The sequence below is a fragment of the Sphingomonas bacterium genome, from assembly GCF_903643035.1.
Lineage (GTDB): Bacteria > Pseudomonadota > Alphaproteobacteria > Sphingomonadales > Sphingomonadaceae > Sphingomonas.
In genome coordinates this window covers 1-20,299 of the sequence record NZ_CAHJWW010000019.1, presented here as the reverse complement: position 1 = coordinate 20,299, position 20,299 = coordinate 1, and the positions used below count along the sequence as shown (strand labels likewise).

Genomic DNA, 20,299 nt, shown 5'->3' with positions numbered 1-20,299 from the left:
CATGGCGCGGTTTGCACGGCGAAATACATCCCCACTGCGGCGGTGAAGCCACCCTGCTTACGACTAACGAAGACCCACTTCCGGCCGCTCAGAGACCACCAGACGCAACCCGAAATCGGCCGCTCGTTCAGCATCACCGACCACCGACCAACCACATTTGCGAACCGCCGGTTTACCGCGCCTGCGTACGCTCGAGTGGCCGAGCCGGCCCGATGGAGACGATCGATGGGTCATTCGTCGATGGACCCCGCCTTTCACGAACTTCGACCCTGGAACGAAGGCCGGCTTATCGGTGCGAAGCGGGCGCTGAAACAGCAACAGGTCTGGGCCATTCGCTTCTGGCTCGACCAGCATAGACGACTGCGCGACCGAGCGCTGTTCGACTTCGCCATCGACAGCAAGCTGCGCGGCTGTGATGTGGTCAAGGTGCGGATCGGCGATGTAGTTTCCGGCGGGCGCGTCCGTGACCGCGCCGTCGTGGTTCAGCAGAAGACCAAACGACCGGTTCAGTTCGAGCTGATGGATACGGCACGAAAGACGATGCGGGCATGGTTGGAGCGACGCCGCGGGACGCTGAACGACTTCGTCTTCCCGAGCCGAAACGACTACATGGCCCACATGAGCACGCGGCAATATGCCCGCCTCGTACACGAGTGGGTGATCGGCATCGGCCTCCCGGCTCAGGATTACGGGACGCACTCGCTTCGGCGCACGAAAGCATCGATCATCTATAAGGCGACTGGCAACCTCCGCGCCGTTCAGATCCTACTCGGTCATGCCAAAATCGACAGCACGGTGCGATATCTGGGCGTTGACGTGGAGGACGCTTTGGAACTGGCTGAACGCACTGAGGTCTGAGCGGACCCAGAAGGCGAAATTTATACCTCTCCTACAGCTTCCCAAAATTCGCCGCTTATACATGTTCCGGATAGGCTGGGATCGCCGCTGCCAGCCAACGGGTCAGGTGAGCGGGGCAAAATGGTTGCCTTTCAGTCGTCCGGAGGCCCGAGCCTTTGGTGGCAGAGCCGAGCTTCCGCTAGACGTTGAGATTGAGGGTCGCTGGCCATGACGGAAACATCGTGGTGCGGCTTGTCGGATCGCGCGATCGTGGGTCGTGAACACCTGATGCTGGCTGGTGCCCTCACCCGCGACGCCGAGGAGCTCCGTCGCCAGCTTCCCGACCAACTCGTCGGACGTTCGAAGTAAACGGCGCTGCTCTGTCGGGGTGACTACTGCAAGCCGAGCCGGGGCACAGCAACTAGTTGGCCCGGCGCGGGTTGAGCGCGGAGGACAACCTCCACCGTTCCTTATGCCATGGTCGTAGATGACGACGTGCTGATCCTCATGCACGCTTGCGAGATCCTGGAGGACGCGGGCTTTCGCTTCTACGAGGCCGCCAACGGCGATGACGCTGCCAAGCTGCTGGAGCAGCACGCCGAGAGTATCGTGCTCCTGTTCTCCGACGTGGAAATGCCCGGCACCCTCGACGGGTTCGGCCTCGCGCGCCACGTTGCGGAGCGCTGGCCGCACATCGAGATCGTCATCGCTAGCGGCCGTATGACGCCGAACCCGGGCGACATGCCGAACAAGGCGTCGTTCATTACCAAGCCGTTCGATCACGATCTGGTTATCAATCACCTCCAGCAAAAGTTGCCGGAGGGCAAGAAGCCCGAGCCGTTGAAGACGGCCGTATAGCCCAAGGCTTGTTGGACGATCGCCCGCTTGCACTCGACAGTCGACGCGATGCACTCGACGCGCCAATGACGTTCCATGTCTGCCGTGACCCAGTTGAGAGCGCGCACGTCGAAAGCGCATGACAAGGTCGATGCGGCTTTCAGCGCCTACTGCCTCGACGTGAAAGCTTCGTATGAACGCTTCCTGCTGGCTCACGCTCATGCGCTTATCGCCGCCGAGGGTGTCCTGGCGCCGGCGCGCGAACTTCCTGTATGGCGGCCGAGAGCTGATTTGCTGGCCAATGACCTGAGGGCACTCGGTGTGGAGATGCCGGACCCTCTCACGATCGTGGCCGACTCCCATCCCGCATATCCTTGGGGCGTCCTCTACGTTCTCGAAGGTTCGCGCCTTGGCGGCAGAGTGCTCGCCGACCGGGTCCCGGCAAGTTTCCCAGCCAATTACCTGCGGGCTGTCCACACACCAGGAGAATGGCGAGCATTCCGCAGCACCTTCGACGCCCAGGCAACGGCCGGCGGCGATGCATGGCTGAAACACGCCGTCATCGGCGCGGAGGCCTGCTTCGATCTGTACCAACGAGCAGCAGCGGTTTCGCCGCCCTAGCGGATCGGCTCCTCGATCGGGGCGACAAGCGCGGCGCATAAGCCTGGATGATTGTCGTCATATTGAATGCTCCCCGAAAGGCTCGTCACCATGGCGTTGAGCATGCGGCTGCCGAAACCCTGTCCGTCTCCCGATTTGCCGCGCCCCTGATCGGCGACCACGAAGCGGAGTTGGTCGCGATGCTGTTCCAGCGTGATGTCCAACGGCCCCGCCTCGCCGCCATAAGCGTATTTTGTCGCATTGATGACAAGCTCTGTTCCGATCAGGCCGATGTTGACGGCGCGATCGGTGGGAACCAGCACCGGAGCCAGATCGACCCGCATCCGTCGTGACCAGTCGGCACCCAGCGTCTTCTTCATGTCACCCAGCAGCTCTTCGAGGTAGCGGGACAGATCGATCGTGGCGATCTCCTCGCCCTGGTAGAGGCGCTTATGAACCAAGGCGACCGCAGCCAGGCGCGATTGCGCTTCCGCAAGATGGTCGGACACAGCGCCAGGCCCGGCTTCGCGAGCCTGAATGGAGAGGAACGCCGCGACGAGCTGGAGGCTGTTCTGAACGCGATGGTCCACCTCCTTCATCAAGATGTCTTTTTGCGCGATCAGGGCATCACGGTCGGCGAGGGTTCGTTGCAGTTCGTTGTTGAGCAGCACGATCTGGCGATTGCGATGAGCTTCATGAAACACCCGACGGATGCGTCGGGCAGCTTCCACCTCCTCGAGTGACCAGCGTTGCGAGCGGCCGCGAACAGTCTGCGTCCAGGACTCGAACGAGGTGCGCGGCGTCAGCACGGCACCCGGATCGTGGCCGACCGCCTTGTGGGGGTTTCCCGCCCACTCAACCTCCTCGACCTGCTCGGCCCGAAACCAGAGCAACGTCGCCCCTTCGTCGGCAAGCGGGATGGATAGCAGCCCACTGGCTTCCGCAGCGCAGCTTTTCGCAGCCGGGTATACCGATGACAAGTGATGGGATGCGAACGGTCGGCCGGGCCTGTGCGCTCGTGACCATGCAGCAAGCTCTGCCACAAGATCCGCAGGCGGACAGGTGCCGTAGAGGCTGACCTCCCCGTCTTGCACGAGCGCCAGTCCGTCGCCGCCAAACATCGCCTGCAGGTCGGCGCTGACTGCCCGCACTGCCTGATGAAGCGGCTGGTCGCGCGCAGTCCGCGGAATGACCGCATCCTCCGCCGCTCGCAAACGTAGGCGCTCGCGGTAGGTCTCCGCCTCTTCCTTCGCGCGGATCTGCCTGGCCAGCCCGCCGGCAAGCGCGGTCGCCGCTGCACGGACGTCGCGAGGTATTTGTTTTGGCGCATGATGGTGGCAGGCGATGAGCCCCCACAACATGCCGTCCTTGACGATCGAGATCGACGCCGAGGCTTCCACACCCATGTTGCGGAGATATTGGAGGTGGATCGGCGACACGCTTCGCAACGCTGCATCGCTCAGGTCCAACTGCTCGAAGCCGGCCGGGCGAAGCGGAGCGGGCGTGTAATGGATATCCGGGATCACCCGCGCACGGTTGCGAACGTAGAGCGCGCGCGCCTGCTTGGGTATATCGGTTGCAGGGAAATGATGGTGCATGAAGGTGCCGAGCGCAGGATCGCGATCCTCGGCGATTACACGACCGGCCTCGTCGTCGACAAAGCGGTAGACCATCACGCGATCATACCCGGTCAGCGAGCGGAATGCCGCCGCAGCGCGCGCACAAAGTGCGAGAAGATCGCCCGACCGTTCGAAGTTGCTCGCGATAGCGTCAAGCCACGCCAGCAATGCGCCGGCCGTTCTCGGCGCTTCGGCAGAGTGTTCGAGTTCCGCGATCAGCAACTTGCCGGTACGGTGGAGCGCTACGTCGTAGGATCGGTTCTCAACCTTCAGCGGCTCGGCGAGGAGCGTTCCGCCGGGCCCCGCAGGCGTGTTCCCGATCAGAACGCAAATATCCTGCCCCAGCAGATCGGACAGATCGCGGCCGAGCCAGTCCAAAGCCAGATCACGTTCCAGCTCACCGGCGCCTGCCACCACGCGAAGCGTTTCCGCGTCAGCCACCAGCAGAATGCCGTGAGGCTGTATCGAACCCGGCACATGGATCGGCTCACGGTCGCATCCGGTAAGGTCGAGGTCGTCGTGAGCCTCGGAACTCAGCACAGCCATCTTACGCTACTTCCTAGTCGTTTCGTGGCCTCAAGCGTGGCTTCGAAAGCAAAGTCGGTATTCCGCTTCCTACACGGAAATTTTCTGCGGCCTATCGAAACACGCCTGTCGTGTGAGGAGCAGCAAGCTTACGAAGCTCACTTGTGACCCGGCTCGAGGAAGAGGCCCGGATCGGCAAGGCCGGGACGCTGGCTGCTCAGCTCTCGCGGCTCGACGTCGTTGTGCTGGACGAGCTTGGCTATCTGCCGTTCGCGCGGTCCGGCGGGCAGCTGCTGTTCCACCTCGTCAGCAAGCTCTACGAGCGCACCTCGGTGATCATCACCACCAACCTAGCGTTCGGCGAGTGGCCGAGCGTGTTCGGTGATCCTCAAATGACGACCGCCATGCTCGACCGGCTCACGCACCACTGCGACATCGTCGAGACCGGCAACGACAGCTGGCGCCTCAAGCACCGTAGCTGACGCCCGCGGCACCCGGTGGAAGGACGCTTCGCGCTGGTTACGCCTCCGGTCGGGCTACGCCCGCCCTACGCCGCAACCAGCGCGAAAGGTGCGCCCGCCATCATCGTGCCGCTGCTCGAAGAGGAGGTCCCTTTTACACGCCGATAAGGGGTCCCGGTTGGACGCCTATTTACACCTGCGGGCAGGTTCTAACCCTCGGCTCACTCGCGCCGCATCAGGACCATCGCGACCGGTTTGCTGGCAGCTAGCGTAGGCGGAGAGAGCTGACCTTCAGTTCTTCGTCGCTCGCACCGATCGCCAGGGCAGGCGTGATGCAGCCCGCCCGACTCGTCCCCGACCGTCTGGCAGCCATCCGCAGCGCCACCTCGACGATGATGGCAGCCGTGGCCGTGTAGCCCGGATGGCCGCTGCCCTCAATCGTTGCTGTTCCCACCGCACCGTTCCGGCCGGTGGCGTGTGCCTGCACCGTCCAGTTCCAGTCATGCAGGTAGGAGCCGGATGGGCCTGTGCCTGCCTCGGGCAGGATCTTGCGGATGCCGCTGGCGATCGCGCGCCGGACGGTCAGCGGCAGACGAGTCATGCCGACGGCGAGCCGCTGGCCAACTCCCTTCATGGTCGCTCGTGCCGTGCGGCGAAGGCCGCCTGTGCCGCCCGACCATCCCGCATCGACGCCCTCTCGATAATCCGCCGGCTGATACGCTTCGCCGCGTTCCTCGGCGAGCAGCGCCGCGGTCCGATTGACGATGGGAGGATTGAGGAAGGCGACAGGCACGACCGGACCGAGGACCCTGCCGTCGACCTCCTTGGCGCCGAGACGCAAGGGAGCCGGGCGCAGAGCTTTGGGCCCGCGCGATCCCTCTGGCAACAGCGCCTCCGTTCGTCCGACGAATCGCGCGTCAGGATCATCCAGCATCGCTATGACGCTTGCCATCGTGCCTGCCGACACCGATTGTTTGAAGGGCACGCCGCCTTCGGGCACACGCGTGAACTTGATCGAGACTGTCACAGCCGTGATCGGGTCGGCTGCGCCCGGTCCGTCGTCTCCAGTATGCTCCGGCGCGGCTCGCCGGCACGCGACTAGGGTGGCGAGATCGGCGGGCATTGCTTCCCACCCGGCCATCTGGACGACCTGAACACCAGCGCGTTTCGCCGCATCGTCGAAGCGGTCGACCACCCGCCGCAACAACGGGATCTCGCCACTGAGGTCGACGTATGATGTGCCTGCCGCGACGCATGCGCCGATCAGCGTTTCCGCTGTCTTGGTATAGGGGCCGGCCAGGCTTAGCACGACCGTCGTCCGGGCGGCGAGCGCCTCAAGAGAGGGTGTGTCCTCAAGGTCCGCCACGATGATCTCGACTTCATCGAGGGAGAGATCCTTGAGCACGCCCGCCACCTTTGCGCGGTCGCGCCCGGAGACGGCCCAGCGCCGCTTGCCACTAGCTCGGCCAAGAGAACCATCATTGGCGGCGAGCTGCTCCACGACGAGGCGGCCGGTCAGTCCCGTGGCGCCGAAAACCACGAGGTCAAACTCGCGCGTGTCGTTCGGCCCTGCGTTCGAAGCATTGTCGGTCATGTCTTGCACTGCCTTCCTATCGGGATGCCCGTGGCGACTTGCGGTGTGGCCAGGAAATTCTGCGTCACTTGCCGGGGCCGGCAACGGTGAGCACGATCTTGCCACCGTGCGAGCCTGACTCCATGCGCTCGTGCGCCGCGGCGGCTTCCGCCAGCGGAAAAGTGGAGTCGATCTGCGGCCGGAGCTTGCCCTCGGCAATCCAAGGCCAGACGACCTCCTCGACCCGCTTGGCGAGGGCGCTCTTTTCCTCTGAGGTGCGCGAGCGAAGCGTCGAACCGGTGATGACCGCCCGCTTGGCCATCAGTGCCATGATCGGGACGGTAATCTCCATCCCGGACAGCCCTGCGATGTAGATGATGCGGCCATGCGGCTTTAGCGCCTGGAGGTTGCCTGCGAAGTAATCACCGCCGACCATGTCGAGGATCACGTCAACGCCGCCATGAGCATTTGCGATCTCCGCGAAGCTGCCCGACGTCGTACCGCCCGGTGCGTCTGCACCCAGACCGAGCACCGACTTGACCTTGCCGCCGATCGTGTCCGCCTTCACGTCGATCGCCACGTCCGCGCCCAAGTCGAGGGCGGCCTTCACCTTGTCCGGTCCCCGCGCGGTCGCGATGACGGTCGCCCCGGCAGCCTTGGCCATCTGAATGGCGGTCGTGCCGATGCCCGAGTTCGCCCCGTGGACGAGCAACGTCTGGCCGGCCCTTAGCTTGCCATCCTCGAACACGTTGGCAAAGACGGTAAACACCGTCTCGGGAAGCGCGGCAGCCGAGATCGCGTCCAGTGTTTCGGGATGGGGAAGCACATGGTTCGCATCAGCGACGACGTACTCGGCGTATCCGCCGCCACCGAGCAAGGCGACGACACGGTCGCCCAGCTTCCATCGACCACTTGCTGCGACGATCTCGCCTGACACCTCAAGCCCCAGAGTTGCCGGGGCGCCGGGCGGCGGCGGGTAATAGCCCATGCGTTGAAAGACGTCGGGCCGATTGATGCCTGCCGCGAAGACGCGGATCACGACCTGCCCGTCGCCGGCCACCGGTACGGGCAACTCCGAAGCAACGAGGGCAGAGGCGGGGCCGTGGCCACCCTTGATATCGACCGCGGCCATGCTCTGTGGTAGCTTTTCCATCGTGACCGGTTCCTTCCAGGAGTGACGCCGCTTCGTGGAGGTTCGCGCCTAGGCGATCCCCCTCGGGCTCTACATTCGGAGCCACACGTCCATATGTGCGCTGAGGGTCATATATGCACATAGTTGCATATAACAAGTCTTGCCTCTCGTCGCCGTGCCGGGATCAGGCGAATTGCCGCCATGGAACGTTAAATCAGGCGTCGCTTGGATCAGCGTCGGGGCGCCAATGTTCCGTCGACGCAGATCGTGAGGACGGAGCTAAGAAGTCCTCGTCCTTCGACGTCTCAAGAAAGCCGCGGCGGGCCCTATCGCGAGGGGTCAATGAGGTACTTCTCGCCTGTCGCCTTGCGCTCATAGGAAGCGAGAATTCCGGGTTGCAGTGCCTCGCTGAGGCTTATCGTCCTTGTGTAGCGGCTGGCGAATGTCGTCGTGAGCTCGTCGGCGATGCGCTTGCGGAGCTCCGCGAGCCGCTCCCCTCCGGTCTTTGCCAGGAACGGGGTAAGCAGCCAGCCGGACGCGCTCCAGGAAAAGCCGAACGACTGGCGCTCCAGGATGGTCGGGCCGAGATCCAGCGACCCGTAGATGTAGAGCTGCTTGAAGGTTCCCGACCCATAGCGGTCATAGTCGCCCCCGGCTCGCCCAGCGGCCTGCTCCATCGCGGCGAGGATCTCGCCGCCGGCCCTGCCGCCACCGATGGCGTCGAAGGCAAGCGTTGCGCCCGTCGCAACGATCGCGTCGACGAGGCGCTCGCGGAAATCGGGCTGTCCGCTATCTAGGACGTGCGCGGCGCCCATATCGCGCAGGATCGCCACTTGTTGGGGGCTCCTGACGATGTTCACCAACGGAATGTCATCTGCGAGGCAGATGCGGTTGAGCATCTGCCCCAGGTTCGACGCGGCCGCCGTATGAACGATCGCTCGATGACCCTCCGCCCGCATCGTCTCGACGAACCCGAGCGACGTCAGAGGGTTGACGAAGGTCGACGCTCCGTCCGCGGCGCTCGCACCGTCGGGCAAAACCAGGCAATGCGCCGCCGACACCGTTCGGTATTGGGCGTAGGTGCCTCCTCCGCCAAAGCCGACGCGTCGCCCCGCAAGATGCGACGTGCCCGACCCGGTGGCGACGACTGTCCCCGCTCCCTCGTTCCCCACGGGCATCGACTGACCGAGCCGGGCGCGAAGCGCCGGCATTCTGTCCGCCGGCACCGCGAAGGTAAGGCCGGGCCGCTCGTCGGTACCCCCAACGACCATAGTGGACAGGTCGGCCGGGCCGATCAGCAGCCGCAGGTCCGAGGGGTTGATCGGCGCCGCCTCGATCCTGACAACGACCTCGTCCGGGCCGGGCGTCGGCACGGCCACCTCCTCGAGCGTAAGCCGCAACTTTCCTTGCGGCGTCACCTCTGAGCGCAGTTCTAGCCCGGTCGTGGTTTCGGTCATCTACTGGCTCCTGTAAGCACTCGTTCGGAGGCGTTGCGGCTAATCATCGGGCGGGGCTGGAGCCCGGCCGAGGTGCCGTCCCGACCTCGGCATTCCTGAGCAGGAAGCGCTGAAGCTTGCCGCTCGGCGTCTTCGGCAGATCGGCGACGAAGGCGATTTCGCGAGGATAGGCATGGGCGGAGAGCCGCTCGCGGACATGCCGCTGAAGTTCTTCGACCAGCGCCGCATTGGGAACAACACCCTCGGCAAGCACGACGACAGCCTTCACGATCTCCGTACGAACCGGGTCGGGCTTGCCGATCACCGCGCTCTCCACGACCGCGGCGTGCTCGAGCAACGCGCTCTCGACCTCGAACGGGCCGATTCGGTAGCCCGAGGAGGTGATGACGTCGTCGTCGCGGCCGACGAAGCTGATCGCGCCATCGACCCCGCGTTCGACCGTGTCGCCGCTGAGATAATAGTCGCCGCGCAGTGCGGGTGTCGGCAGCTCGTAATAGCCGGCGAACCAGAACAGCGGTGATCGCGCGCGGTCCACCGCGAGCGTTCCGGGGTGCCCCGGCGGCAGCTCGCGAAGGACATCGTCGACCACCACGACCCGGTGTCCCGGCACCGCGAAGCCGGCGCTGCCCTGGTGCACCGGGTGGTCGAGGGCATGGTGATTGCACAGCACCATACCGAGCTCGGTCTGGCCATAATGGTCGTGGATCGTGACGCCGAGATGCGTCCGAAACCAGCGGATCACCTCGCCATTGAGCGGCTCGCCAGCGCTGCTGACCACGCGCAGGTGGCCGTCGATGGCCTCCGCCGGTCCCGGGCCTGCCGCCATCAACAGACGGAACGCGGTGGGCGAGCCGGCAAGGTTGGTGATGCCGAGGCGCTTGATGACCCGAAAGGTGCTCTCCGCGGTGAACGACCCCGCGTGGAACGTGGTCGCGCACCCCATCGCCAGCGGCCCGGCCACGGCATAGTAAAGCCCATAGGCCCAGCCGGGATCGGCGAGGTTCCAAAAGCGGTCGGAGGCGCGCAGGTCGACCGCATCGCGCAGATAGCCGACGAAGGCGACGAGCGCGCGGATCGGCACCATCACCGCCTTGGCCGGACCCGTCGTCCCGGACGTGAACATCATCAGGAACGGGTCGTCGGCGGTGCGCATGACAGGCGCGAAGGTCGCCAGGCAACGGTCGAGCGCGGCGGCGAAGTCGTGGTCGGGCAGGCCATGCGCCGCCGCGCCCACGACGAGCGTCGAAGGACAGCCGTCGACATCGGCGAGCTTGGCGCGGTTCGCGACGTCGGTGACGATCAGGCGCGTGCCGGCGGTAGCGAGGCGATGCGCGATTGCCTTCGGACCGAAGGCGGTGAATAGCGGCTGGTAGACCGCGCCCGCGCGCCAGGTGCCTAGGATCGTGACCAGCAGCTCCGGGATGCGCGGCAGAAGTCCGGCAACCCGATCGCCCGGTCGCACGCCCGCCTCGACGAGCACACCGGCGAAGCGCGCAGCGGCGTCGCGAAGCATGGCGAAGGTCCAGCTCTCCTCCTCGTTCGGCCCGCCGACCCAGCGCAGCGCTATCCCGTCGCCGTCGGCGTGCCGATCGCAGCACTCGACGCAGGCGTTGACCGCTGCTGGATTTCCCGAGAGCACCTCCCAGGCGCGTGACGGATCGAAGCTGGCCATCGCTTCGTCGTAGGCGATCATCGCTGGCCTTCGCGTTCCGCCGCCCGGCGATAAGCGTCACGCCCACGCAAGCGCGCCAGATAGGCGGTGATCGCAGCCGGGAAGTCATCTGACTCGCCGAGCAGCGCGGCGAGACCAAGAACGTAGCCGACCGACACGTCCGCAAGCGTCAAGCGATCGGCTACCAGGTATTCGCGATCCTCGAGACCTCGGCTGACAGCCTTCAGGCGTTGAGCGAAACTGTCGCGCGCCGCCTCGACGACACCGGCCGGACGATCGGCCGCGGCGGTCATCATCAGGTAGCGCACCAGCGTGCCGACCGGCGGCATCAGGGTCGCTTCCCCGAACCAGCAGAACTGGCGATAAGCGGCGAAGCCGAAGTCGTCGGGCCCGACGGTCAGCGGCGAGGGACCATGCCGCGCGACGAGATACTCGCACATCGCCATCGATTCCGACAGCTGCACCTCGCCGTCGATGAGGAAGGGCAGCGAGCCGAGCGGGTTGATCGACAGATATTCGGGCTGCTTGAGGCGCGGCGGGAACGGCAGCCGGTGCAGCGTATAGGCGATACCCAACTCCTCCAGCACCCACCGGACCCTGAGCGAGCGCGTGCCGTCCCCATGGTAGAGTTCCACCGTCATCAGATCGTCCTCCCGGCGGCGACCCAATAGGGTTCGCGCAGCTTGCGCTTGAAGATCTTGCCCGAGTCCTCTCGCGGCAGCGCGGCGGCGATCTCGATCGTGCGCGGAATCTTGAAGCGGCTGAGGCTGGAGGCGAGCGCCTCGCGCATCGCCGCCGCGTCCGGGCCGTGCGCCTCCACCTCGACATGCGCGCGCACCGCCTCGCCGAACTCTGCGTCGGGCACGCCGAACACCGCGCAGTCGCGCACCCCGGACATCGCGAGCAGCGCCGCCTCGACCTCGGCTGGGTAGATGTTGACCCCGCCCGAAATGATCATGTCGCGCCGGCGGTCGCGGAGGAACAGGTAGCCGTCATCATCGAGGTAGCCGATGTCGCCGACCGTTACGAAACCGTCGGCACGGCGCGGGTCGTCGCGACCGATATAGGCGAACGCCGCCGTCGACGACGAGCGTACGAAGACATCGCCGATCCCTCCCGGAGGAAGGACAGTGCCGCCGTCGTCGAGGACACGGATCTCCACCCCGGGCAGCGCGCGACCGGCGGTGCCGGGCCGCGCCAGCGCCTCCGCCGAGCCGTGCGCGGTGGCGAGGCCGGTCTCGGTCGATCCGTAATATTCGTGGATGACCGGGCCCCACCAGTCGATCATCGCGCGCTTGACCGCGGGCGGACAGGGCGCGGCTCCGTGCACCACGAACCGCAGCGACGACAGGTCGTAGCGATCCTTCACCGCCGGCGGCAGGCGAAGAAGGCGGACGAACATCGTCGGCACGATGTGCATGTGGCTGACGCGGTAGCGTTCGATCAGCGCGAGCATCTCCTCCGCATCGAAGCGCGGCTGCAGGACGATGCGCGCATCCTTCGCCAGCGCGAGCATGCCGTAGCTGTTGGGCGCGGAATGGTACATCGGACCGTTCATGAGCACCGTGCGCGCCTCGTCTGCGCCGAAGCCGTAGCCGATCGCTGCGGCGGGATTGGGCGGCGTCGGCCCGCGTTTGACGCCCTTGGGTTGGCCGGTGGTGCCGGAAGTGTAGATCACCGCCGCGCGGTTGGCGGCACTGGGCGCGGCGATCGGCGCCTGACGGCGAAGCCAGGCTTCCCATCCCTCGACACCGTCGACCGGGGCGACCAGTGGCGAGACCCGGTAGGCGCGGCGGATCTCAGGCGGGGTGTCGACCACGAGGATCGGCAGCCCGGGCGGCACCGCTGCGACGATGCCTGGGAGCAGATCAGTATGGACCACCAAGGCCTTGGCACTACAGTCGCGCAAGATGTATCCAGCCTCGTCGGCGGTCGCGTGCCAGTTGATCGGGACCGGATAGGCGCCCGCCAGCGCCGCCCCCAGCGTCGCCTCGAAGAAGGCGAGGTCGTTGCGCAGCAGCAGCGCGACGGTTCCCCCCTCGACGATGCCGAGATCATTGAAGCCCTGCGCGACCTGCGCGGCGCGGTGGCGGATCTCGGCGTGGCTGCGGGTCCGCATGCCGGCAATCACCACCGCCTCCGGGGCGTCGTGCTGCGCGACGAACCTCGTATCCAGCCTGCGTTTCGCATCGGCATAGTCGCTCGCCAGTCGCGCCACGTGCTCGGCGGCCGGCATCACCGCGTCGACCGCGCCGATCCCCTGGCCGCATCCCCAGATGTCGCGCCACGCCTTCGCCTTGCCGATCGTGCCGGAGCCGAAGCTCATCGCGCTCGCGTTACTTTCCGGCAGCGCGTCGGGATCGAGCCCGGCGGCGAGGATCGACGGGCGCAGGTAGTTGCCGTGGACGCCGGTGAACAGGTTAGAATAGACGATGTCGTCGGCGGCCGACTCGACGATCATCCGCTTGTAGCGCTCGTCGGCATTGGCCTCGCTCGAGGCGATGAACAAGGATCCAATATAGGCGAGATCGGCGCCCATCGCTTGGGCCGCCAGGATCGCGCGCCCGTCGGCGATCGCTCCGGACAGCGCGATCGGCCCGTCAAACCAGCGGCGCAGCTCGTGCACCAGCGCGAATGGCGACAACCGCCCGGCATGGCCGCCCGCGCCCGCCGCGACCGCGATCAGCCCGTCGGCACCCTTGTCGATCGCCTTGCGCGCGAACCGGTCATCGATGACGTCGTGGAGCACCAGCCCGCCCCAGCCGTGCACCGCCCGGTTCAGATCCTCGCGCGCGCCGAGCGAAGTGATGATCAGCGGCACCTCATGTTTGGCGCAAAGCTCCAGGTCCTCGTCAAGCCGGTCGTTGGTCCGGTGGACGATCTGGTTGACCGCGAACGGCGCCGCCGGCGTATCGGGATGGTCGCGGTCCCATACCGCGAGCTCCTCCGTGATGCGGTGCAGCCACTCGTCGAGCAGCGACACCGGGCGGGCGTTCAGCGACGGAAAGCTGCCGATCACGCCGGCGCAGCATTGCGCGATCACCAGGTCGGGGTTGGAGATGATGAACAGCGGCGAGCAAATGACCGGCAGCCGCAATCGATCGAAGAGGGAAGGAAGCGACATCGCGGTTCAGCTCGCGATCCAGTTGCCGTGGAAGCCGGCGGGCACGCGGTGCGGAATGCGGATCTGGGCCACCGGTGGGCCGGTGAAGTCGGCGGTGTCGATGATCGCCAAGTCGGTCGTCTCGTCGGCGCGGTTGACGACCAGCCCCATCAGCCAGCCGTCGCCCTCCGCGGCGTCAACGTCACGCGGCGTGAAGACGAACTCGCCCGGATGGCGGTCGGCGCCGAAGTCGTGCGCCTGCTTGCCGCCCGTCTCAAGGTCGTGTCGGTAGAGGCGGGTCCCGCGATAGTTCTCGATGCCGCCCGGGCCGACCTCCATGGTGAAGGCGTAGCGGTTCGCCAGGCCGTTGCGGCGCTCGTCGGTCGTCGGAAACTCCTGCGAACAGGCGTCGACCACGATGCGCTCGACGGAGCACGTCGCTGGATCGATCGTCCAGCGCTCCAGCCGGCCGGTCGCGTCGGGATCGGGCTGGCTATCGATGAAATAATCGTCATAGGCCACGACGTGCGCAACCACGCGCCCGTCAGGCAGGTCGTAGGCATTGGCGGCATGGAAGATGTAGCAGGGCTCCACGTCGCACCAGACGATGTCGTCGGCCCCGCCGGCGCGCGGCAGCAGCCCCACCCTGGCGCGGTGTTCCGGGTTCCAGCGATAGACAAAGCGCTCCCCGCCGGCCATCGCCGCCCGGATCGCGGCCGGCGAGAGCGTTACCGGGAGATCGTAGATGAGGACTTGAGACTGCGTGAACGAACAGTCGTGGATCGCGGGGCCATGCTCCACCGGGATCGACAGTTCGCGCGTGACCGCGCCCTCGGCCGATATGACGACATAGCGCACCTCGTTGGGCACCGCGCCTTCATAGGCGATGGCGTGATGCTCGCCGGTCAGGTGGTCGCGATGCGGATGCGCGGTGAACGAGCCGTCGAGTGTACCGTCGAACGCATTGTGGGCGACCGTTTCCAGCGTGTCGGTCAACTCGACCGGGTTGGCGCCCGCTTCGACCAAAGCCCAGGTCCGTCCGCCGATGGCGACCACGTTGGTGTTGACCGTGTCCGATCGTCCCTTGCGCGGCCCGGGTGCAGGCGCCTCGTTCAGCGCCTCGCTGACCGCCGTCGAGCGGATCCAGCGATTGCGGTACCACAGCGCCTGCCCATTTTTGAGCGCCAGACCGTGGACCATTCCGTCGCCCATGAACATGTGATAACCGACCGGGTCGGGGGTGATCGGGTTCGGACCGATGCGCAGATAGCGGCCGTCGAGCGTGGCGGGAATGGTCCCGACGACGTCGAGCGTCGTCAGCGTCAGCTCCTCCGTCATCGGCGCGTGCACGCCTTCCAGAAACGGATGGGGCTTCGGGCCGTCGGCAAGCGCCGTCATCGATCGGGCACGCTCCACATCGATGTCGACATAGCCGTTGCCGCTATCGCGCGCGGCGGCGCGGGCGGTTCGTAGGTTGGTCGACATCGTGGTCTCTCCCGGATCGTCTTCGGCTTTTGCAAACCGGCTCAATATATGCAGTCACTTGCATATGCAAGCTGTTGCATATACATGGGGAGCGTCAGTGGCCTCCCGCCGCTCGATCCGCTCAAACCCTGAGGTCCGCATGCAAAAGTCCGTCTCCATGACAGCCGCTCCTCGCGCCTCTTTCCTGTCGGCCGCGAGCAGCCTGGCCGCACTGATCCGCTCGGAGGCGCTGGCGGCGGAGGAGCAGGGATTCGTGACCGAGCCGGTCGCGGACGCGCTGCGGCAGACACGGCTCTATTGGATGATGCTGCCGGTCGAGGTCGGCGGCGGCGGCGGCGACATGCTGGCCGCGATCGACGTGCTCGAGGAGCTGTGCCGTGCCGATGGCGCGACCGGCTGGTCGTTCATGGCGAATGCCATGACCACCGGTTTCGCGGGCGCCTTCGTCGGCGACAGCGCGGCGGACGCGATGTTCGGTGGTGCGGTCCCGGCCATCACGGCGGGAATGCTGGCGCCCGGCGGGCGGGGCGTGCCGGTCGAGGGCGGCGTGCGCGGCGGCGGCAAGTTCTCGTTCGGCAGCGGCTGCGCGCAGGCCGACTGGATGGGCGCCGGCATGATCCTCATGAAGGACGGCGCGCCGATCATGGAGGCGAACGGCCGGCCGCGCACGCGCATCTGCTACATGCCTCGCGATCGGGTCGAGTTCATGGGCAATTGGGACGTTACCGGGCTGCGCGCGACGGGGTCGCAGGACTATGTCGTGCCCGAGCAGTTCTTCGCCGACGATTTCACGCTCGACGGCGCGCTCGACAGCCCGGAACCGCCAAAGCGCGGCGGCGACCTCTACCGCATAGGCCTGATGGGCTTCGTCGCGGTCAGCCACGCGGCGTTCGCGCTGGGCGTGATGAAGCGCGCGCTCGAGGAGATCGCCGAGATCGCCTCCACCAAGAAGCGCCTCGGGTATACGAGCACCGTCGCGAACAACGAGATCTTCAAGCGCGAGTTCACGCACAACGAGTCTCTGTACCGCGCCGGCAGGGCGTATTGTTACGAGGTGTTCGGCGAGGTGCAGGCAACGGTGCTCGGCGGCGGTTCGCTCTCGGCCGAGCAGAACGGCCGGATGCGGATCGTCGCGACGTGGCTGACCCAGCTCGCGATGGACGTCACGCGCTTCTGCCATGTGTGGGCGGGCGCGACGGCGATCCGCAATCCCTCGGCGTTGGCGCGCTGCATTCGCGACATGCATGTCGGCTCGCAGCACATGATCGTCGATCCCATCTCCCTGGCGCAGTTCGCGCCGGCGGTGATGGCGCCATGGACAGCGCCACATATCGACGGCGCTCTCGTGCATTGATGATCGCTGGCGGCTGGCGCGGGCGCTAGGCCCTCGCCAGCCGTCAGCGAGGTGGCAGGCGTGGTTGAGTTCCGCGACCTGATCGGCGAGGAGGGTTGAAGATCCACGCAACGCAGTAGGACGACAAGGGATTTTGGACCGGATGCAGGTTGCCCCGCCAGCGCTTCGCCCCGCGTGCACTGTCACCGTGCCGACGCGGTCGGTCACCTGATGGCCTTGTCGCAGGCGATACTCGCGACGGTCCTGAACGGGCCAATGACCGGCTATGATCTCGCGAAGAGGTTCAGCAAGCGCTCGGGCTATATATGGCGCGCGACGCACCAACAGATCTATAAGGAGCTTGCCCGGCTCGAACGAGAGGGCTTCTTGGAGCCGGTCGCGGAAGGCGGCGAAACCCGAGCTGATCGTGTCCCTCGCGCGATTACGCAGGCCGGGCGCGATCATTTGCTGGAGTGGGTCGTCCAGTCGAACGAGCCGGCGTCGATCAAGGACGAGATCCTGGTCAAGTGCATGACGCTGGGACTCGCGTCGCCCGAGCAGGTAGCGCAGCCCATCGCCGAGCGGCGCGCGCAGCACGAAGAGCGGCTTGCCCACTACCGGTCGGTGGTGGACACCCATTACCCGGAGCCGCGCGCGCTCGAGAGTGAGGCGCTGGGCCACTATCTCGCGCTTGCCGGCGGCATCCGCTACGAGTCCGCCTGGATCGCTTGGGCCAACGATGCGCTGGAGCTTTTGCGCCGCGTCAAGCCCCGATAAGGTTTGCCGATCAGCCCAGATCAGATCAGCGCAGGTCGGTCCGGGCAAGGGCATCGCGCATCGCTTCGGCCGCGGCTCTCGTTGCCCCCACCACCACCGGCGAGACATCGGGCATGGTGAGAAAGTCGTGGATCATTGACGGGTACTCGACATGGTCGACCGCGACGCCGGCCGCGGCGAGGCGCGCCGCATAGTCGCGGCCTTCGTCCTTGAGCGGGTCGAAGCCGGCGGTGACAATGTAGGCGGGCGGCATTCCGTCGAGAAGGACGTCGGAGCCCAGATGTACGCGGGCGACCTCGGGGTGGCCGGCGGCCGCGTACGAGGCCTCGAACCAGCGCATCGCCGCTTTCGTGACGATCGGACCGTCCAGCGCCGCGCGCGATCCGGTCTGCTCGTCCGGCCAGATCGCCGGATAAAGCAGCAGCTGAAAGGCCGGCCGGTGCGCGGGATCATCCTTTAGGTCGATCGCGATCGACGTCGCCAGATTGGCGCCAGCCGAGTCCCCGCCTACCGCAATGCGCGAGACCGCAAAGCCAATTTCGTCGGCATGCGCGAACGCCCACCGCACCGCCGCCAGCGCGTCGTCATGCGCGGCGGGGAACGGATGCTCGGGCGCGAGCCGGTAATCGACTGCCAGCACGCGGCAACGCGACAGCGCCGATAGGTGGCGGCAAAACCCGTCATGCGTCTCCAGATCGCCGATGACGAAGCCGCCGCCGTGAAAGAAGACAAGACCCGGACCAGTCAGATCGCACCCAGGCGGCTCGTAGAGGCGCGCGGCGATGTCGCCGTCGGCTCCAGATACAAGTAGATCGCGAGTCGCGACCTCGGCGGGGGCGTTGCGGCTCAGCGCACGGCGCTGCGTCTGGTACCCCGCGCGGATCGGAGCGGCCGGCAGCATGCCGAGCGCCGGCAGATTCCGTGCGGCGGCCGCCTCCGCGTCCGCGTCGAGCATGGCGCGAAAATGCGGGTCCATCACGGCTTTATCTCCAAGAGGCGGGCTCACGACGCGGAGACGACGGCTGCGCGGCGGGTCGGTGCCGATGCTGTTATGACGAAACCGCGATAGCCATTGGCGACGACGTCGGCGCAAACCTGGCGATAGACGCCGACGCCGGCGAGGTAAGGCATTAACACGCGCGGCTTGCCCGCGATGTTGCTGCCCGTGTACCAGGAGTCGGTCAGGGGCAGCAGCGTCGTGTCCGCGACGGCGTTGACGTGATCGACCCAGCCATCCTGCGCCGCGACTGCCGGTTCGATCCGGTCCAGCCCATCGCGCCGCAGGTCGTCTATACATGCCGTGATCCATTCGACATGCTGCTCGATGGAAAGGATCATGTTGGAGAAGACCGACGGGCTGCCGGGACCGGTGACGGTGAACAGGTTCGGGAAGCCCGCGACCATCAAGCCCAGGTAGGAGCGCGGCCCGGCAGCCCACGCGTTGCGGAGCGTCACTCCGTCCGCGCCTTCGATGTCGATCGCCAGCAGCGCCCCCGTCATCGCGTCGAAGCCGACCGCGTGGATGAGTACGTCGAGCGGGTGGAATCCCGCGGCGGTGCGCACGCCGTCCGGCTCGATCGCGACGATCGGGTCGGCCGCGACGTCGACCAGGGTCACGTTGTCGCGATTGAAGGTCTCGTAATAGCCGGTGTCCACGCACAGCCGCCGCGTGCCGAACGGGTAGGCCTTCGGCACCAGCGCCTCGGCGACCGCTGGATCCGACACGACGGCGCGGATCTTGGCCGCGACGAACTCGACGGCATGCGCGTTCGCGGCCGGGCTGCTGACGATGTCGTTGAACGCAGCCGACATCTGGAAACCTCCCTGTGCCCAGCGGCGATCGAACTCGGCGGTCCGCTCGTCGGGCGGCGTGGTCAGCGCCGACCGCTCGGACCTGACCAGCGACGAGGTTCCCAGGTGAGACTCGCGCGCACGCTGCCGGTGCCGATGCCGGTCCGCCTTCCACGCCTCCGCCTGATCGGGCGCGAGCGGCGCGTTGTGGGCTGGCACGCTGAAATTTGCCGTCCGCTGGAACACGGATAACTTACCGGCTTGCTTCGCCACCTCAGTGATGCACTGGATCCCGGACGAGCCGGTACCGATGATCCCCACCCGCTGGCCTGTCAGGTTCAGGCCGTCCTCCGGCCATCGACCTGTGTGGACACTGACGCCGGCAAAGGAGTCGGCGCCGGCGATGTCGACCTGCTTGGGGACCGATAAGCAGCCCGTCGCGGCGATCACGTAACGAGCGGACACAAGCTCGCCCGTATTCATTTCGGCGACCCATCGCCCGTCGTCGCCGAAACGCATGGCGGCGACCCTGGTCTCGAATGAGATGTCGCGACGCAGGTCGAACCGATCGGCGACATGCCCGGCATAGCGCAGCAGCTCGGGCTGCGCGGCGTAGCGTTCCGTCCAGGCCCACTCGGCTTCAAGTTCGTCCGAGAAGGAAAAGGAATAATCCTGGCTCTCGATGTCGACGCGGGCACCGGGGTAACGGTTCCAATACCACGTCCCGCCGACTCCGGGCGCCGCCTCAATAGCGTGAGCGGTGAAACCAAGAAGGCGTAGACGGTGCAAGGCGTAAGGGCCGGCAAACCCGGCGCCGATCACCAGCGCGTCGACCGCTCGTGCGTATCCGGTGCTGATCTCCCCGGACGAGTCCCGCGCGTTCATGGCTATGATCCTCGAAGAAGATCATCACATTATATGCAACTATTTGCATTGTAAATGCACTGGCGTTTCGGCGATTGCTCTGTCGGGCAGTAGCCGCGCTTCGTATCGACAGCGGTGATCCCCGCATGCCATACGGTCGCTGCACGTGCCGAGGTTAAGATTTCCTAGTGCTGAGTGCACCTGTACGTCGACGCCCTGCCCGTGCATCAGCG

15 protein-coding genes and 2 pseudogenes are annotated in these 20,299 nt (G+C 66.2%); 6 read left to right on the top strand and 11 right to left on the bottom strand.

Going from position 1 to position 20,299, the window contains the following annotated elements:
- The first annotated feature begins 225 nt into the window (after nt 1-225).
- From HUV01_RS02570 to HUV01_RS02560, 3 genes are all read left to right on the top strand, one after another.
- The gene (locus tag HUV01_RS02570) at nt 226-858 is read left to right on the top strand and encodes a tyrosine-type recombinase/integrase (protein ID WP_174296757.1); all 633 of its coding nucleotides are present in this window, start codon (nt 226-228) and stop codon (nt 856-858) included.
- 456 nt (nt 859-1,314) lie between these two features.
- A complete protein-coding gene (locus HUV01_RS02565) occupies nt 1,315-1,695 on the top strand; it encodes a response regulator (RefSeq protein ID WP_174296756.1) in 381 nt (126 codons plus the stop codon).
- A gap of 75 nt (nt 1,696-1,770) precedes the next feature.
- Nucleotides 1,771-2,295: a biliverdin-producing heme oxygenase gene (locus HUV01_RS02560; protein WP_174296755.1), complete on the top strand. Its 525-nt coding sequence runs from the start codon at nt 1,771-1,773 to the stop codon at nt 2,293-2,295.
- Here HUV01_RS02560 and HUV01_RS02555 read toward each other — a convergent pair.
- Nucleotides 2,292-4,439, bottom strand: coding sequence for a histidine kinase dimerization/phosphoacceptor domain -containing protein (locus tag HUV01_RS02555; protein WP_174296754.1), 2,148 nt, complete (start codon nt 4,437-4,439; stop codon nt 2,292-2,294). The two genes, HUV01_RS02560 and HUV01_RS02555, sit on opposite strands and share 4 nt — an antisense overlap.
- Nucleotides 4,440-4,579: 140 nt before the next feature.
- Between HUV01_RS02555 and HUV01_RS02550 the strand changes: the two are divergent.
- Nucleotides 4,580-4,900, top strand: a pseudogene (locus tag HUV01_RS02550) (ATP-binding protein); the annotation flags it as partial.
- Between the two features lie 244 nt (nt 4,901-5,144).
- On the opposite strand, the gene HUV01_RS02545 reads toward HUV01_RS02550, so the two are convergent.
- The 8 genes and pseudogenes from HUV01_RS02545 to HUV01_RS02510 form a co-directional block, all read right to left on the bottom strand.
- Nucleotides 5,145-6,473 carry a saccharopine dehydrogenase NADP-binding domain-containing protein gene (locus tag HUV01_RS02545; RefSeq protein WP_174296753.1) on the bottom strand — a complete coding sequence of 443 codons (1,329 nt, stop codon included), beginning with the start codon at nt 6,471-6,473 and terminating at the stop codon, nt 5,145-5,147.
- Nucleotides 6,474-6,537: 64 nt separating this feature from the next.
- Nucleotides 6,538-7,605, bottom strand: a complete 1,068-nt coding sequence (locus tag HUV01_RS02540) for an NAD(P)H-quinone oxidoreductase (RefSeq protein ID WP_217430878.1) — start codon at nt 7,603-7,605, stop codon at nt 6,538-6,540.
- Nucleotides 7,606-7,910: 305 nt separating this feature from the next.
- Complete coding sequence (locus HUV01_RS02535; protein WP_174296752.1) at nt 7,911-9,041, bottom strand: zinc-binding dehydrogenase; 1,131 nt, start codon at nt 9,039-9,041, stop codon at nt 7,911-7,913.
- A 43-nt stretch (nt 9,042-9,084) separates the two neighbouring features.
- Nucleotides 9,085-10,734, bottom strand: coding sequence for an AMP-binding protein (locus HUV01_RS02530; RefSeq protein ID WP_174296751.1), 1,650 nt, complete (start codon nt 10,732-10,734; stop codon nt 9,085-9,087).
- Nucleotides 10,731-11,354 carry a glutathione S-transferase family protein gene (locus HUV01_RS02525; protein WP_174296750.1) on the bottom strand — a complete coding sequence of 208 codons (624 nt, stop codon included), beginning with the start codon at nt 11,352-11,354 and terminating at the stop codon, nt 10,731-10,733. Before HUV01_RS02525 ends, HUV01_RS02530 begins: the two co-directional genes overlap by 4 nt.
- Nucleotides 11,354-12,889 (bottom strand): acyl-CoA synthetase, encoded by a 1,536-nt coding sequence (locus tag HUV01_RS02520; RefSeq protein ID WP_368039986.1) that lies wholly within the window; start codon nt 12,887-12,889, stop codon nt 11,354-11,356. Before HUV01_RS02520 ends, HUV01_RS02525 begins: the two co-directional genes overlap by 1 nt.
- Nucleotides 12,887-13,837, bottom strand: a pseudogene (locus HUV01_RS15045) (NAD(P)H-dependent flavin oxidoreductase); the annotation flags it as partial. The gene HUV01_RS02520 and the pseudogene HUV01_RS15045, both read right to left, overlap by 3 nt.
- Nucleotides 13,838-13,843: 6 nt before the next feature.
- Nucleotides 13,844-15,301, bottom strand: a complete 1,458-nt coding sequence (locus HUV01_RS02510) for a carotenoid oxygenase family protein (protein WP_254606323.1) — start codon at nt 15,299-15,301, stop codon at nt 13,844-13,846.
- Between the two features lie 157 nt (nt 15,302-15,458).
- On the opposite strand from HUV01_RS02510, the gene HUV01_RS02505 reads away from it, so the two are divergent.
- Both HUV01_RS02505 and HUV01_RS02500 read left to right on the top strand, forming a co-directional pair.
- Nucleotides 15,459-16,655 (top strand): acyl-CoA dehydrogenase family protein, encoded by a 1,197-nt coding sequence (locus HUV01_RS02505; protein ID WP_174296749.1) that lies wholly within the window; start codon nt 15,459-15,461, stop codon nt 16,653-16,655.
- 210 nt (nt 16,656-16,865) lie between these two features.
- Nucleotides 16,866-17,411 (top strand): PadR family transcriptional regulator, encoded by a 546-nt coding sequence (locus HUV01_RS02500; RefSeq protein WP_174296748.1) that lies wholly within the window; start codon nt 16,866-16,868, stop codon nt 17,409-17,411.
- Nucleotides 17,412-17,436: 25 nt separating this feature from the next.
- Here HUV01_RS02500 and HUV01_RS02495 read toward each other — a convergent pair whose 3' ends face one another.
- Together HUV01_RS02495 and HUV01_RS02490 are read right to left on the bottom strand one after the other, a co-directional pair.
- A complete protein-coding gene (locus tag HUV01_RS02495; RefSeq protein ID WP_174296747.1) occupies nt 17,437-18,387 on the bottom strand; it encodes an alpha/beta hydrolase in 951 nt (316 codons plus the stop codon).
- Nucleotides 18,388-18,413: 26 nt separating this feature from the next.
- Entirely contained in the window at nt 18,414-20,087 is a 1,674-nt protein-coding gene (locus HUV01_RS02490) for a flavin-containing monooxygenase (protein ID WP_174296746.1), read from the bottom strand.
- Between the last annotated feature and the right edge of the window lie 212 nt (nt 20,088-20,299).

Bases quoted from the DNA above. Each gene is read 5' to 3' on its own strand.
- HUV01_RS02570 (WP_174296757.1), top strand. From the start codon at position 226: ATGGGTCATTCGTCGATGGACCCCGCCTTTCACGAACTTCGACCCTGG.
- HUV01_RS02565 (WP_174296756.1), top strand. From the start codon at position 1,315: ATGGTCGTAGATGACGACGTGCTGATCCTCATGCACGCTTGCGAGATC.
- HUV01_RS02560 (WP_174296755.1), top strand. From the start codon at position 1,771: ATGTCTGCCGTGACCCAGTTGAGAGCGCGCACGTCGAAAGCGCATGAC.
- HUV01_RS02555 (WP_174296754.1), bottom strand. From the start codon at position 4,439: ATGGCTGTGCTGAGTTCCGAGGCTCACGACGACCTCGACCTTACCGGA.
- HUV01_RS02545 (WP_174296753.1), bottom strand. From the start codon at position 6,473: ATGACCGACAATGCTTCGAACGCAGGGCCGAACGACACGCGCGAGTTT.
- HUV01_RS02540 (WP_217430878.1), bottom strand. From the start codon at position 7,605: ATGGAAAAGCTACCACAGAGCATGGCCGCGGTCGATATCAAGGGTGGC.
- HUV01_RS02535 (WP_174296752.1), bottom strand. From the start codon at position 9,041: ATGACCGAAACCACGACCGGGCTAGAACTGCGCTCAGAGGTGACGCCG.
- HUV01_RS02530 (WP_174296751.1), bottom strand. From the start codon at position 10,734: ATGATCGCCTACGACGAAGCGATGGCCAGCTTCGATCCGTCACGCGCC.
- HUV01_RS02525 (WP_174296750.1), bottom strand. From the start codon at position 11,354: ATGACGGTGGAACTCTACCATGGGGACGGCACGCGCTCGCTCAGGGTC.
- HUV01_RS02510 (WP_254606323.1), bottom strand. From the start codon at position 15,301: ATGTCGACCAACCTACGAACCGCCCGCGCCGCCGCGCGCGATAGCGGC.
- HUV01_RS02505 (WP_174296749.1), top strand. From the start codon at position 15,459: ATGACAGCCGCTCCTCGCGCCTCTTTCCTGTCGGCCGCGAGCAGCCTG.
- HUV01_RS02500 (WP_174296748.1), top strand. From the start codon at position 16,866: ATGGCCTTGTCGCAGGCGATACTCGCGACGGTCCTGAACGGGCCAATG.
- HUV01_RS02495 (WP_174296747.1), bottom strand. From the start codon at position 18,387: ATGGACCCGCATTTTCGCGCCATGCTCGACGCGGACGCGGAGGCGGCC.
- HUV01_RS02490 (WP_174296746.1), bottom strand. From the start codon at position 20,087: ATGAACGCGCGGGACTCGTCCGGGGAGATCAGCACCGGATACGCACGA.